The sequence below is a fragment of the Cupriavidus sp. USMAA2-4 genome, from assembly GCF_001854305.1.
GTDB lineage: Bacteria > Pseudomonadota > Gammaproteobacteria > Burkholderiales > Burkholderiaceae > Cupriavidus > Cupriavidus malaysiensis.
Genome location: NZ_CP017749.1, coordinates 149,798 through 164,042, shown reverse-complemented (window position 1 = coordinate 164,042; position 14,245 = coordinate 149,798). Strand labels below are relative to the sequence as shown.

The 14,245-nt window shown below is 64.9% G+C and carries 14 protein-coding genes; 3 read left to right on the top strand and 11 right to left on the bottom strand.

Going from position 1 to position 14,245, the window contains the following annotated elements; genetic code table 11:
• The first annotated feature begins 428 nt into the window (after nt 1-428).
• The 3 genes from BKK79_RS20915 (at nt 429) to BKK79_RS20905 (ending at nt 1,611) form a co-directional block, all read left to right on the top strand.
• Nucleotides 429-650, top strand: a complete 222-nt coding sequence (locus BKK79_RS20915; RefSeq protein ID WP_071018944.1) for a DUF2188 domain-containing protein — start codon at nt 429-431, stop codon at nt 648-650.
• Nucleotides 651-861: 211 nt separating this feature from the next.
• On the top strand, nt 862-1,167 hold the full coding sequence (locus BKK79_RS20910; protein WP_231908088.1) for a hypothetical protein: 306 nt from the start codon (nt 862-864) through the stop codon (nt 1,165-1,167).
• 186 nt (nt 1,168-1,353) lie between these two features.
• Nucleotides 1,354-1,611: a hypothetical protein gene (locus BKK79_RS20905; RefSeq protein WP_071018946.1), complete on the top strand. Its 258-nt coding sequence runs from the start codon at nt 1,354-1,356 to the stop codon at nt 1,609-1,611.
• A 197-nt stretch (nt 1,612-1,808) separates the two neighbouring features.
• On the opposite strand, the gene BKK79_RS42315 is transcribed toward BKK79_RS20905, so the two are convergent.
• The 11 genes from BKK79_RS42315 to BKK79_RS20855 form a co-directional block, all read right to left on the bottom strand.
• Nucleotides 1,809-2,012, bottom strand: a complete 204-nt coding sequence (locus tag BKK79_RS42315) for a DUF2188 domain-containing protein (protein ID WP_083384452.1) — start codon at nt 2,010-2,012, stop codon at nt 1,809-1,811.
• Between the two features lie 178 nt (nt 2,013-2,190).
• Nucleotides 2,191-4,221: an alkaline phosphatase D family protein gene (locus BKK79_RS20900; RefSeq protein WP_071038654.1), complete on the bottom strand. Its 2,031-nt coding sequence runs from the start codon at nt 4,219-4,221 to the stop codon at nt 2,191-2,193.
• A 159-nt stretch (nt 4,222-4,380) separates the two neighbouring features.
• Complete coding sequence (locus tag BKK79_RS20895; protein ID WP_157128491.1) at nt 4,381-4,767, bottom strand: hypothetical protein; 387 nt, start codon at nt 4,765-4,767, stop codon at nt 4,381-4,383.
• An 82-nt stretch (nt 4,768-4,849) separates the two neighbouring features.
• Nucleotides 4,850-5,875, bottom strand: a complete 1,026-nt coding sequence (gene icmH / locus BKK79_RS20890) for a type IVB secretion system protein IcmH/DotU (protein WP_071038652.1) — start codon at nt 5,873-5,875, stop codon at nt 4,850-4,852.
• The gene (locus BKK79_RS20885; protein ID WP_071038651.1) at nt 5,862-6,143 is read right to left on the bottom strand and encodes a PAAR domain-containing protein; all 282 of its coding nucleotides are present in this window, start codon (nt 6,141-6,143) and stop codon (nt 5,862-5,864) included. The genes icmH and BKK79_RS20885 overlap by 14 nt, the downstream gene beginning before the upstream one ends.
• Before the next feature lie 99 nt (nt 6,144-6,242).
• Nucleotides 6,243-8,492: a phospholipase effector Tle1 domain-containing protein gene (locus tag BKK79_RS20880; protein WP_071038650.1), complete on the bottom strand. Its 2,250-nt coding sequence runs from the start codon at nt 8,490-8,492 to the stop codon at nt 6,243-6,245.
• Complete coding sequence (locus BKK79_RS20875; protein WP_335582933.1) at nt 8,489-9,310, bottom strand: DUF3304 domain-containing protein; 822 nt, start codon at nt 9,308-9,310, stop codon at nt 8,489-8,491. Before BKK79_RS20875 ends, BKK79_RS20880 begins: the two co-directional genes overlap by 4 nt.
• Nucleotides 9,307-10,128, bottom strand: coding sequence for a DUF3304 domain-containing protein (locus BKK79_RS20870; RefSeq protein ID WP_335582932.1), 822 nt, complete (start codon nt 10,126-10,128; stop codon nt 9,307-9,309). Before BKK79_RS20870 ends, BKK79_RS20875 begins: the two co-directional genes overlap by 4 nt.
• Complete coding sequence (locus tag BKK79_RS20865; protein ID WP_071038649.1) at nt 10,125-10,790, bottom strand: DUF3304 domain-containing protein; 666 nt, start codon at nt 10,788-10,790, stop codon at nt 10,125-10,127. The genes BKK79_RS20870 and BKK79_RS20865 overlap by 4 nt, the downstream gene beginning before the upstream one ends.
• Nucleotides 10,787-11,650: a DUF4123 domain-containing protein gene (locus tag BKK79_RS20860; RefSeq protein ID WP_071038648.1), complete on the bottom strand. Its 864-nt coding sequence runs from the start codon at nt 11,648-11,650 to the stop codon at nt 10,787-10,789. Before BKK79_RS20860 ends, BKK79_RS20865 begins: the two co-directional genes overlap by 4 nt.
• Before the next feature lie 68 nt (nt 11,651-11,718).
• Nucleotides 11,719-14,187: a type VI secretion system Vgr family protein gene (locus BKK79_RS20855; RefSeq protein WP_071038647.1), complete on the bottom strand. Its 2,469-nt coding sequence runs from the start codon at nt 14,185-14,187 to the stop codon at nt 11,719-11,721.
• Between the last annotated feature and the right edge of the window lie 58 nt (nt 14,188-14,245).

The window sequence follows — 14,245 nt, the reverse complement described above, 5'->3', positions numbered from 1 at the left end:
GCCGCGGTGCCGGGCGCCCCGCCATTCCTTGCCGGCCCTGACCGCAAGGAATGGGCGGATTCCGGACAGCCTTGCCGAGGGGAACAACCCGCATTTCTTCGGTGGATTGGCTAAAATCCGAGCGTAACGAGGGAGAAAGAACGGGGACTTGGCAGGGAATCGAGTTCCCCGGCCAACTCTGACCGGGGGCTCGTTATTTTTTCGCTCGGCCCGCATTTCCGCGGGTCGCTGATCCAGCCGGTCCGGTCCGGACGCGGACGCACCGAAAAGTGCGGAGAATCGGCTCATCTGTCAGCGAGACGGCAACCGGACCTGCCGTCTTTTCTCTTGTGCGGTCATACGCAACACTGTAGGAGATTGTCTGATACTGCTTCGATTCGTGCTCGCCTACAAAGATTACATACGCAGGCACCAAATCGAAGGCGATCATGACAACCGCGACTATTCGAGTAACGCTCGCTGAAGACGGACGATGGACCGTGCAATCCGACAGCTTCGAACGTGAGCGCTTCTACTTTCTGTCACGCGCGGAAGCGATAGCTGCCGGTGTGCAGAAGGCCTTGGAGCAAGCCGGTCTTCTGGTGATCTACGGCGTCGGCGATCAACGGACCGAGCTTGAACTGGCGAGGCGTGCCGTCATCGCCGGCTAGCGCTTCCCGTTCTCGCCGGTGGCACGCGTGCTTTGCCGATCGTCCTTCCCCGAACCCGACGCGGGCGGGTCCGCCTTGGAGCCCGCGGGGCGCCCGTGGCGGAATCCGCTCGCTTTCTGCAACTGCCAGGCGGGCAGCCGCGGTACATCGCACCGCGCCATCCTTTTCATCGTCCCCGGCGCCATCGTCCTGCGCGCGGGCGGAGAAAGCAATGCTCGCTGGCGATCGAGGTGCCAGGCCGCGCAACGCGGAGGCGAACATGCAGAGACATATCACGATTGGCGACTATGAGGTATCGATCGAGGCTGACCACGGCGACGATCCCCTTCGATCGGGCTATGTGGTCCGCTACTCCATCGCACGTACCGACGGCAACCCGGTCAGGGCGGATTTCCTTAAGGTGCATTCATACGATCTTATCGATGGCGTCGACTATTTCGGAAGCGCTGATGCAGCGCTGGGTTACGGCGAAAAGAAAGCCCGCGATGACATTGCGGCGTTGAGCGCGCGGCCATAGCGCCGGGGCATCGCGCACTCTTTTTCTTGCGCAGTATTGAAACGAGTCGAGTTTCAGGCTGTGCAACAGGGTGTAAAGCTCAATGGTTCCGGATGATGGTATCGCTATGGTGGAATATGAAGATTGAAGATGAAATCGGCAGATGAACTACGGGGGCAATTTGAATGCGAGGCATCAGGAGGACCGATGAGACAATTCCATGAGCATTTCATTGCAACGTATCCACTGCTGACCGGTGGCAATCGCCTGGTGGAAGTCTTCGGCACGGTCAAGTGGGAATTCGGTCCGTTCGAGACTTTCGATCGGTGCGATGAAGTGGCGGCTACCATCTTTCCGAGATTGCGGCTTTTCCGCCTGCCAATGCAATCCGGCGAATTGGATATCGACGCGCTGAGGATCCTCGTTAACGCTCTCGTCATGAGGGATGTGTCGAGAACCGCATAGCGGTCGAGATCCTCATCGCGTTCAAAGCGGAAAGGCCGCCAGCGAGCGGCTTTTCTTCTCAGTGCCGGAGTTGGTGACGAGGCTTGCGGCCGGCGGGTGAAGGCAAGTCACGCATGCGCGATGCGACAGGTCGCTGATGTCGTGCCTTCAGGTGCCCTCAGGTGCCCTCAAGTGCGTTCAGGTGCGTTCAGGTGCGTTCAGCAGAAGCTGACCCTCTGTGCCACCGTGCCGTCTTCATTGTGTATATAGAGCAGTGCACCTCTTAGCGTCGCCAGTGACGTAGCAATGGCCAATGCGCGGGCATAAGTGACTCCCACTCTCACCCGGCCTTCGCCTTCAATGGCAACCGCCCAACGTGTGCCGTCGTAAACGACGTGAAAATTGCTGTTTGAGATACTCATAGATTCGTTGAAACATCAGTCGGCCATGTTGTCTTGGCAATACTCCTTCCTCTGCAATTCGTGGAGTCGTTTTTCCATTCTAGGACTCATGGAGGATCCTTGCCATCGGATGCCGATGGCAAGGCAATAACGGCAGCGTGAGCGGGCGTGCAGGCAAGCGTAGCGGCTGCCCCGCTCGTCAGACGACATTGACCGCCGCTGTGCCGGCTTGCACCTCCACCGTCAATGTGCTGGCGGTGGCGGGCAGCGCCGGCGCGCTGCCCGCCACCAGTGGCTTGAGCTTGTGGAAGGTGCAGCTCAACCTGGTGGTGGTGAGGGTGACCACGGCGTAGCCCTGGGCATCGGTATCGACCAGCTTGAGCCAGGGGTTGAAGGCCTTCAAGGTGCTGTTGAAGGTGTTGACCATGGCGCCGTTCTGCATGGTGTAGACCAGGGCCCTGGCGGCGGAGAAGGCAGGGTCGCTGTCGACCACGCTCTTGAAGTAGCTGTGGAAGGAGTTGCTCGACAGCCCCGCGGTGACCAGGTCGACCATGACCGGTGCCGGCGTGGCGGCATCGTAGTCGTCCATCACCGGGCCGGCGAAGATGGCGTGGATGTCGCCGGTCAGCGCCACCACGTTGGCGATGCCCTGCGCCTTCAGGAAGGCCATCAGCGACTTGCGCTCGGCGTTGTAGCCATCCCACTGGTCGGCGTTGAGGAGGTACTGGTCGAGCAGCGCCGCGTTCGGCAACTGCGCGTCGATCTGTCCCCGCAGGGCCGCGTCGAAGGTGGCGCCGTCGATGCCGGCGCCGGCCAGCACGGCCTTGAGCGCGGCGTAGGCGGGATGCGGATAGCTGCCGTCCGCCTTGGCCGCCGCGAGGTCGGCGGCCAGCGCCGCTGTCATGGCCGGCTGCAGCGGCGCCAGCGCGGCGTTGGCGCCGGCCAGCGCAGCGGCCACCATGCCGGCCACGGCCTGCACGCCATCGAGCTGCATGCGCAGCAGCGACACCTCGTTACCCCACAGCTTCCAGGTGGTGGCGGCAGCGCGCATCTGCTCCTGCCACCAGCCGCGCTGCGCGTCGCCGAGCAGCGATACCGGCGTCAGCGCATTGCCGGCGGCGTTGATCTTCCTGGCCTCCAGCGTGGACAGCGTGGCCTTGGGCACGAAGTAGCGGCTGCCGATCTCGCTGCCGGCGGCCTGCTCCGGGATCACGTGGTCGGCGCGGTAGAGGCGCTCGTCGGTCATCACCAGCGTGGCCAGCTGGCCGAAGGTGAAGGCGCGATAGATCTGGATATTGCGGAAGGACGGGTTGGCGAGGTCGATGCTGACGTCTGCCGGCATGTACTCGAACCAGGCCTGGCTGGCGCCGCGCCGGCGCGCGGTGCGCGGGGTCTGGTCGTCGTCCGCGCTGTAGACCTGGTGGTCCTGCCAGCAGTCGTCGGAGAACTCGTGGTCGTCCCAGATCGCGATCACCGGGAAGCGCGCATGCAGTGCCTGCAGGCGTGCGTCGCTGCGGTAGGAGCGGTAGAGGTAGCGGTAGTCGCCGACCGTGGTCGCATAGCGCGCGCCGTCCGCGCGCGCGGTGCCGTCGGGCAGCTTGAGCTGGCCGTGGCGCGACTCAACCTTGCCGGTCTGGAAGGCGGCGCCCACCGTTTCGTAGATGTAGTCGCCCAGGTGGATGACGAAGTCCAGGTCCTGTGCCGCCAGTTCCTCCATGCCGGCCCAGTGGTTGACGCTCCAGTCCTGGCAGGTGATGAAGGCGAACTTGAGCTGCGCCAGCGGCGTGCCGGCGGCGGGCGCGGTGCGCGTGCGGCCGACCGGGCTGGCGACGTTGCCGGCGACGAAGCGGTAATAGTAGGTGGTGGCCGCGGCCAGCCCGGTGACCTTGTTGCGCACCGTGTAGTCCCAGTCGGGCAGGGCGCTCAGCTTCGTATTGACCAGCAGGGTGGCGAAGTCGGCGGTGGCTGACACCTGCAAGGTCACGGGCACGGCCTGCTTGCCGTCGGCGCCGCCGACGCGGGTCCACAGCACGATGCTGTCCGGCTTCGGATCGCCGGATGCCACGCCCTGCGCGAAGGCGAAAGGGGCGGTGCCGTCCGTCTTGGCATCGGGCGCGGCCGGGCTGCCCGGCGTGGCTGGCGTGTCATCGCTACCGCAGCCGGCAAGGCCGGTGGTGGCGACGGAGACCGTGAGGAAGCTTCCCCACTGGAGGAACCGGCGGCGATCCATGGTGTTTCCCTTCTGTCGTGATCGGGTGGCGCAGGCCGCCGCGTCATCCGGACGCGGCGATGCCGCATGGATTGTCTGTGCGCTTCATGACGCATAGATGTCTGCCTGTCCGGTCGCCGGGACATGGCTGAAAGCCGGTGCGGCATGCAGGATGGCGGTCTAGCTGAGGCGCAGCGTGCCGCCACGCGGCGCGGCGACCGCGATGCGCGCCGTGTAGAAGGTGCCGGCGGAGACGTTGCCGTGCGCGCGGCGCAGGGCGTCCGGTTGCGCCTGCAGTTCGGCGTCGCGCTTGCCGAGTTGCCCCTCCTGCGTGACGACGTCCTGCGCGCTGCGCGTCAGCGCCTCGGTGGCCTTGCCGAGGGCGGAGAAGTTCGCGGCCGAGGCGTGGCCTTCGCGGCCGACACCTTCGCTGACCGCCTTCAGGTAGCCGGCCGCCAACGCGTTCGCGCGGCGCTGGACGGCGAGCGTGGCGCGCTGCGCTTCCAGCGCGAGGCGCCATGGGGAAAACGTCCTTGCCATGGCGCCGACGACAGTGATGACGGGCACGGATGCGCGCCTCGGCTGCCGTACGGTCCCCATTCCGCGGCGAGGCAGCGCCGGTGTTCAATCGCGTGGCTTCCCGGCATGGTCAGGGCTGCCTGCCGGCGGCTGCGCGGGGGGGCTGCGAGGACGGCTCTGCCTGAGGCGGCATACCGGCTTCACCGCCTTGAGCCTGCCAGAATGGCGAATCGTAGGCCAGCGGGACGACCATCTCGCGGATCTGTTCCAACTGCTCCAGTAACGCTTTTTCTTTGACGTGCAGCTCATACCGAAAGTAGCCGTACAGAGCGAGCAGCGCCAGCGCATAGACGGCGATCGTTACCGGGAAGGGTATCAACCGCATCGGATAGAAGTTCCGCTCACGTGTTGGCGCTATGTTGACGGACAGCTCTTTCGGTACCGGCGGCTGGAAGGGTGCCAGCAAGTCGTATAGCTTGCGGCAGGCCATACGATGCTGCTGGTCTCCATCCGGCTGCGTCCGATAGTATCCCTTGAAGCCAAGGCACATGACCCGGAAGTACAGCCGGATCAGGTCGTGCTGCCCCTGCGGGTCTTCGGAGGCGCGCGCTATCAGTCGATAGACCTTCGTGCCGCCGTCGCGGTCGCCGTGGAACTGGCTGGAAAGCGACATGCGCGCCCAAAGCCCGTTCTCGGCCGTGCCGCCGCCCCATGCCGTGTGCATGACTGCCTCGTCCAGCGCGGCACATAGGGTATAGCTTGCCACGGTGATCTTGTCGCGCTCGATGTCGGCCTGCGCGCACAGCCTTTCGAAGTTCTGCACCCCCTGTTCCAGCAATGCCCGCAGTGTTTCCACCTGCCGCCGCCGCAGCGGACGCTTTCTCAGTGGTATCTCCGCCTGGGCTCGCAGCAGCTCGTGCGCGGCCTCGCATATCGGAGTGGATGCCTCCCGGATGGCCTTGAGGCGCGCGGCCAGGTAAGCCTCGTCATGCTGCGCGACGACGACCGGCTCGCCGTCCTTGCCGTCGAGGGCGGTGTCGATGTCTTGCGCATGCGGCTTGCCGCCCTTGGGCTTGGCCGCCGGCGCCGCCGGCTTGCGGCCGGCCTTGGGCAGCCATGCCGGCGCCTTTCTCGAGGCAGGCTTACGCGCCGACATACGCAGCCGCCTTGCCGATCAGCGAACATCCGCACGCGCTGCGATGACCGTGCAGGGCCACGGGCTTGCCGCTGACCAGCATCGACGCATCGCCTTCGACGATCGGGTTGACGCCGTGCGGACGTCCATCGGGATACTTCGCCGGGCAGTCCACCAGATCGCCCAGCCGGGCGATCGGCTTGCCGTCGAGCACATCGGAGAAGGAGCCGGTAATGACGATTCCGCTGCTCGAATTGGTATCACCGACGACGATAATGGATCTGGACATAGGACTCTCCTTGTAAACAATAGCGATCGACGCATCCTGGAAACGGATGGCTAGCGCCGCTCCCGGGCCGGACGCGGCACGAAGCCGGCGGCGGCAGGGTCAGTCCCCCATCGCCATCTCGGCCGGGGTGGGCCTGGGCGCGGTGGTGATGCTCTTGACCATGGCATCGGTGCCGAAGCCCAGGTGGCGAACGCAGTGATCCTTGCCGATGAAGAAGGCGCGTCCCCATCCGTAGCCGCCCGGGGCGTATTCATGAAAGGAGGGCACGCGGAACCAGGCGCGGCTGTCGTGGATGTAGTCATCGAACAGGACGACGGCGGCCGGCTCTTGCCGGGCGAACCGGTCCACTACCTCGGCCGTGGTCCAGGCCTGCAACGGATCGAGCATTTCGCGCGGGGGCAGCACCAGCACGTCGAACTTCTCCGCATCGAACTCCGACAGCGCGGCGGTCTGGACGTACGCATCGCGCTGCACCAGCTGCACGCGCTCGCTGTCCGCATTGCGCTCTCTCCGCACGGACAACCGGCGGCCCGAATTCTGGTACGTCGCATATGCGGCCAGGACAACACCGATCGGACTGACGAGATAGCTGCCCGCCGCGGGCGGACGGACGGTGAAGGGCGATTGCTCGACACCCAGCGCCGTTTGCCGGTCGGGGTGCAGGAAGCCGAGCAGCAAGCGGAATTCTTCCGCCGCCTCGCGCAGGTCGTGCTGGTCATTGGTCACGGTTTCATCGGCGCCTTCGCCCGGCCGCGTCGGGCCCTTCTTCTTCGCCGCCTGCTGGTACAACTGCTCGCGGCGGCGGCGCAGCGCGTCCGCGGCCTGCTGGCTCTGCTTGTCCAGCGCTTGCGCCTCCTTCATCTGCGCCGCACGGTCGGCGGCGCTGACGTATCCGCCTGCGGCGCCGGCCAGCCCGAGATTCGTGCGGGCCGCGGCCAGCTCCGCGATGCGGCCCCGGAGCCTGCGGACTTCCGCATCGGATTCCATCTGCTTCTGGACACGCAGCTCCAGCTGGCGCGGCGTCAGTTCGTCTTCCTGCGCGGCCTTGAAGAAGGGCTGGTTGCAGACGTAGTCGCCGGTGTGCCAGCGCGCGCGCAAGGCGCGCCAGGCCAGGTTCTGCCGCATGCCGAAGCGCAAGGCATCCTCGACGCGCTCGATCGGGATGGTGCGGTCCAGCCAACGGTTGAAGGCATCGATCACCGGCTTGGCGAGGGCGAAGTCGTCCTGCATGAACGGGCTTTGCTTGATCTCGTCACCGACGCGCAGGGGCACGCCTTGCTTCAGGGCCTCGATGTACATATGGTGCAGCGGGATCTGGCTGAGCTTGTCGCCCTCGCCGCCGCGCGCCTTGCCCTGGTCGCCGGGGGGATAGCCGCCGCCGATATCGGAATGCACGCCCGGATACGCGACCTCCAGCCGCTGGCCGGCGCCACCGGGATAGACGCTGCCCTCGCGGATGGTATCGAGGGGAAAGCTCATGCGCTGCTCATGGATGGAGAAGAAGTGCGCGCAGCGCTTCACCTCCTTGGGGATATCCATCAGGCCGCTGTTCGACCAGGCGAAGTGGCCGTCGAAGGTGCTGATATCGAGCGCCGCGCGCACCGAATCGGGCGGTCCCACCGATGCCACGGTATCGAACAGGCCCATGAAGTTGACCTGGTAGGGGATCTCGCCGGCGATCCTGCCGCCGGGAGCCCAGTCCCGCATCAGCTTGCCGACGAAGGAACGGGCGGTGGCGGCGCCGCGCGAGAAGCCGAACACATTGATCCAGACCTGCTTGACCATCTTGTTGCGCTGGCAGTCGCGCTTGCGGTCCCGCTGCATGCCGGCCAGCCGCCTGTGCTTCATGTCGAAAAGGGTGGCGAAGGGGCGGTAGCCGTCGGCACTGGCTCTGCACAGGCGGTTGGCTTCGTCGTTGTCAATCAGCGTTTCGTTCGGGCCGGCGACTGCTTCGTAAATCGAATTGAGGACACGGGTATAGCCCCACACGCAACGGCGCCCATAGCCTTTGGCGAAGGCCTTGCCGATCGAGGAGTACTCTGTCTCCCCGATCTCCGGGAATGGCGTGCCGACACCTGGCACGTAGTGTCGATCGATTTGGGCCTCTTCTCTTGCAGCATTGAACAGGCGAGCCACGTTCGTGTGCGCTTTGCTCAACGAATCGCGGAAGGGGTTGTTCTTGTCATCGTTATTGTTGGTGCCGTCGAAGAAGAGGCTGATGTGCAGGGTCTGTTCGCAGCCGGCATCGTGATCGGCCACCTTGCCTTTGTGGGTGTCGTAGATCTTCTTCCCCATCGGCAGCAGCCCGCCGACCGGCATCTGGGTTGGCCAACGCAAGACGTGATTCATCGTTCGTTCTCCTGTTGCCTCAGTAGCTTCTTCTCCCGGTTGGCGACTTCGACGGCGTAGGCCTCCTTCCTTTGCCGTTGCACTTCACGCCTGGCCTCCGCTTCGCGGTTGGCGGCCTCATCCAAAGTGCCGGCTACCACGTAAGGATCATCGTCGGCGGGACGTACGGTCAGGTCGTTGTGGCCGTTCGCATTGCCATCCTGAACCATGACCTTGATACGATCTTCCGGCAGGAACACCACAAAGAGCGCACCGGCCCTGGGCCCGTATTCCGCGATTTCCGCTTTCGCCTGGTACCAGGAGCCATAGGTGACGCCGTCCTGTTTCTTGTCTACCAGCCAACGGACGTTCACCTTCAACCCCGGGCGCCATTTCGCTGGGAACGATGCGCAACACATCTCCCCGTGCCCGCCGGATGGCATTTGGTCAGGAGTGGCGGGAAAGATATTGGGGCCGCCGCCGGTGATGCCGTTATCGCCCGTGATGCCGAACGAGTGGATGTAGTAGGGGGTGTAGTTCAGGCCTCGGACGCCTCCAGCCTGCATGGCATCGGGGTCGATGCTCTCCGCTGCATCCCTCGACTCTGTTCCGGTCCGGTCGTCGCAGCCTGCCAGCAGGCCAAGGCCTGCCAGCAGGACGGCTGCCATGAGCCGCGCGGGCAGGCCGTGGCGTTCCGCCTGGGAGGGGCGGTGCCGGGCCGCAGCACCGGCCGCATCGTGATCGGCCACCTTGCCTGGGTGGTCGTCATAGGTTCTCTTTCCCATCGGCGGCAGCCCGCCGACCGGCATCTGGGTCGGCCAATGCAGGACGTGATTCATCGTTCGTTCTCCTGTTGCCTCAGTAGCGTCTTCTCCCGGTTGGCGACTTCGACGGCGTAGGCCTCCTTCCTTTGCCGTTGCACTTCACGCCTGGCCTCCGCTTCGCGGTTGGCGGCCTCATCCAAGGTGCCGACCACCACGTAAGGATCGTCATCGCTCGGTCTGGTCCAGACATTGGTATAGCCCGCCTCTGGCGAACCCCAGACCATGACCTTGACGCGATCCCCCGGCAGGAAGATCGCCCACAAGCCGTAGGTGGCTCTTCCGTAGGGGGGGAGTTCGGTCTCGGCCTGGTACCAGGAGCCATAGGTCACGCCATCCAACTTCTTGTCTACCAGCCAACGGACGTTCACCTTCAACCCCGGGCGCCATTTCGCTGGGAACGAGGCGCAGCACATTTCTCCGCCCCCACCGGAGGGCATCATTTCGGGAGTGGCGGGAGAGATATTGGGGCCGCCGCCGGTGATGCCGTTATCGCCCGTGATGCCGAACGAGTGGATGTAGTAGGGGGTGTAGTTCAGACCGCTGACGCCCCCCCCGCGCATGGCATCGGGATCGATGCTCTCCACCGAGTCTCTCGACTCCGTTCCGGTCCGGTCGTCGCAGCCTGCCAGCAGGCCAAGGCCTGCCAGCAGGACGGCTGCCATGAGCCGCGCGGGCAGGCCGTGGCGTTCCGCCTGGGAGGGGCGGTGCCGGGTCGCAGCACCGGCCGCATCGTGATCGGCCACCTTGCCTGGGTGGTCGTCATAGGTTCTCTTTCCCATCGGCGGCAACCCGCCGACCGGCATCTGGGTTGGCCAACGCAGGACGTGATTCATCGTTCGTTCTCCTGTTGCCTCAGTAGCTTCTTCTCCCGGTTGGCGACTTCGACGGCGTAGGCCTCCTTCCTTTGCCGTTCCACTTCACGCCTGGCCTCCGCTTCGCGGTTGGCGGCCTCATCCAAGGCGCCGGCTACCACGTAAGGATCATCGTCGGCGGGACGCACGGTCAGATCGTTGTGGCCGTTCGCATTGCCATCCTGAACCATGACCTTGATACGATCTTCCGGCAGGAACACCACAAAGAGTGCACCGGCCCTGGGCCCGTATTCCGCGATTTCCGCTTGCGCCTGGTACCAGGAGCCATAGGTGACGCCGTCCTGTTTCTTGTCTACCAGCCAACGGACGTTCACCTTCAACCCCGGTCGCCATTTCGCTGGGAAGGAGGCGCAGCAGGACTCCTTCCCCCCCCCGGAAGGCGTGCGCTCCGGGGTGGCGGGAAAGATATTGGGGCCGCCGCCGGTGATGCCGTGATCGCCCGTGATGCCGAACGAGTCGATGTAGTAGGGGGTGTAGTTCAGGCCTCGGACGCCTCCAGCCTGCATGGCATCGGGGTCGATGCTCTCCACCGATTCCCTCGACTCCGTTCCGGTCCGGTCGTCGCAGCCGGCCAGCAGGCCAAGGCCTGCCAGCAGGACGGTTGCCAAAAGTCGGGAGGTCATGCCTTGCCCTCTGCCGCTTTCTGGCGAGCCTGAAGCTGTTCCCATACCGAGGGGTGAATCGCCTGCTCGCAGGCAGCCATCGATGTCCCGGTCTCTTGACGTTGGCGCAGTACGGCTGTGACGTGCTCGTGTTGGTCGAAGGCTTCGCCAAACTGGTAGCTGAGCTCGCAGAATCTCAGCCGGTCGGCGGGTTCGGTCAGCCCCCAGGCGGCGGCGCGCTGGTAGCGCGGCAGGAAGGCCATGAAGCGTTCCAGGTAGGGCTCGCTCGGCGCGACCGTGCCGTTCTCGACAAGCGTGGCCAGCAATTGGTCCGGCTCGCAATGTTCGGTCAGGCGGTCCAGTTGTTGCTGGCTGAGCGAGATGGCAAGCGCGGTGTCCTGGGTGCGCGTGCCTCCCATCGGCCCTTCGAGACGCTGCCACGCCTCGTGGTAGCCGCGGTATTTCCATTGTTCGATCGGTTGCATGAGGCGCTCGGCTATGTCGTCGCCCCATACTTCCATCGCCACCACCAGGTTGCGCGGATCGTAATAGCGGATCAGCGCCGTCATGCCCTCGCCGATGTCGGCGATAAGGAACTGATGCAGGTGCCGCGCGAGCGCGTCGATCTCCACACGGCTCCAGATGAGTGTGAGGCAGGGCGCCTGCATATCCATCGCGTCCACCTGCGCCAGCCATGGCGCCTTAGTGTCGTCCACCCGGGCCAGGAGCAGGCTGGCATCGCCTGCGTCGGCTTCGGGCAGGCCGGCGAATACGTTGCGGAATTCCACGTGGGCTTCGCGCAGCAGCGAGCCGATGCGGCCCGGGTGTGCCGCGCCGTCCGCCAGCACATAGATGGAAACGGGTTGTTCGTCTTCCTTCATGATCCTTGTGGGCCTCAACTAGTGTCTCAGTAGGTGTCTCGCCGTGCGTGCATGGTTCTGTGTGCCGATCAGCGCGGCACCACCGCGGCATTGCGCAGCGCGGCTTTCAGCAGGCATTCCAGGCACACTTGCTTAGGCTGGAGTTCCACCGGCAGGCTGCTGGGTCCGGTCAGGCTCTTGCTGGCGGCGTGAACGGTCCACGCGCCATTGGTGCCGTGCTCGATGCCACCTTCGGTCAGCTTGAGATAGCTGGTGCCGCCGTCCAGCAGCAGCTCCGTCTTCGCCTTGATCCGGATGCGTTCGGCAGTGGCGGTTATCTCGAGCTTCGCCAGCAGGTTGATGGAGTCCTTGAGTGCCTGGATGTCGATGTTGCCGGCGGCGGCGACGAAGCGCATGCCGGCCTCGTAGACGAACACGCGCCATGCCTTGCGGATGCCGGCGAAGAACCCGCCATGGGTGGTCACCGACATGTGTTCGCCGGTGGTCACCGCCAGGTGGGTGCCGCTTTGCAGGTGGGTGAGGCCGGGGGTGGACGTCACGATGCCGGCAGGGCTGGCGAGCGCCAGATGGGGCGCGGCAAGTTCCTTGAGCGGTCCGTCGCCCTTGAGCGCAGCGTGCTGGCGGCCGATGGCATCGGCCACGTCCTTCTGCTCGCCATCCTGCGCGTCCACCTTCCGCGCGGCGTCGGCCAGCTGCGCGGTCTGCTGTTCGGCCCGCTGCAGATCGTCCACCATCTCAGCCATGCTCAGGGCATGGCCGCCAGCGCGCTTGCAGGTGGAAATCAGCAGGCCGGATTCGGCGCGGACGGCACCCCAGGCATCGGTGCGCAGTTCGAAGCCCTCGCCGCGCTTCTCCTTGCGGCCTTCCCAGCCGGGAATCGCGACGATATGGCCGAGCGCCAATTCCGAATGCCGGTAGTCGGAGCCGATCTGTACCTGCGGTTCGCCCGCCGTGTCGTCGGCCAACATCTTGTTGTGGCGCGCGCCCGGCGTGCCGTCCGCAGCAGGCAGCTCCTCGCTGCGGAATCCGGAGATCGCCTGCTGGTCGGGCAGGTTCCACGGCGGCAGGTTCTGCCTGTTATTGACGCGGCAGGTGACGATCAGAGAGTCCGGATCGCCGTTCAGCGCTTCTACCAGGACTTCGCTTCCCACACGCGGCAGATGGGTCGAGCCGTAGCGATGCCCGCCCCAGGCGTCCGATACGCGCAGGTAGCAGGAGCTGTTCTCGTCATTGCTGCCGTACAGGTCATACGGCATCTGTACCTTGATCCGTCCGTACTCGTCTGTATGGATCGGGTGGCCCGCCGGACCTGTGACGCGCGCTTGTAGCGGTCCGTGCATGATCGGCTTCGGCTGTGTGCGGACCGGGCGGAATATCTCGTTGGCCGGCTGCACCTCGAACTCCACTTCGCATTGCCACCGCAGCGCGGTGCCGCTCGCTTCGCCAACGTCTTCGAGGCGCAGTCTGGTGGCGAAAATCAAGTAGTCACGATTGGCTTCCCGGCCGATGTAGTTCTTCAGGGTAAAGATGCGGCCGGGTGCGATGGCTCGCAGGTTGCCCTTAGCCTTGGCGCGGACGCCACGCTGGCGCAGCTCCTCCATGCGGATGCGGGCGATGAAGCGGCCCTCGTCCCAGGGATCGTTGCCGGTGGTGGGCTGGGCATGGTCGCCAGGATATTCGTAGATGGATTGCGTTGCGTGCGCGGTGTCGCGCGGATCGGCGCTGGAGACGGAAAGATCGCCGCGTGGCTTGACGAAGTCATAGTCGCCCGCACGCCATTCGCCTGAGACGAGCCGGTCGATGAGTTCGAATTCGTGGATATGTTCTTCGTCGATCCGGTCGGCGGCCGGCTGCCAGCGGATTGTGTGGTAAGCGGCGCTGGGGATGCGCTGGAATGCGCCGTTGCCGTCCGTCAGTACCAGGCGCTGGCGGCCATTGGCGTGATCGATGAACCAAGATATCCCCCATTCCTGGGTGAGCCGCTGGAAGAAGTCGAAATCGGTTTCCCCGTATTGCTGCTGGAACACCCGCTTCGGGTACCGGCCCGCGTCGAGGCGCTTTTCCACGGGAAAGATGTAGTTGCCGAGCAGTTCGTCAAGAATCTCGACGACCGTCTTGTGCTGGAAGATCTTGTAGTCGGAGCGCAGCGTTGCAAGCCACAGCCAGGGCCGCAGTGTCAGCTGGTATGCGATCTGCCGCCCAACCGGGTAGGGGCCGCGGACTTGCGTGACCAGTCCGGTGATCTCGCGCTTGCCTGCCCCGATGCCGCCTTGCAGGCCGACGCCAGCGCCGTCCAGGGCGATTTCGACGGTGACTGCAGTGCCTTGCAGGGCCTTCTTGTCCAGGTTTGCCGCGGGGCCGAATACCGGGCTGCGCTCGTCCGGGGTGCGCAACTCCAGCTCATACTCGAACAAGGCATTGAGATTGTCCGTGCCGCTCAGGCGGGAGAACACCAGCGTAGGCTGGCCGAGCAATTCCGGTAAGGCGGGGCCGGATACCTTGACGTTGGGTGGGGAATGTGCGGATCGGTTGCCCATGCGGTGATCTCCGTTATCGAAAAGACAGCATTCGACGGAAGATAATCACGCATCGAGC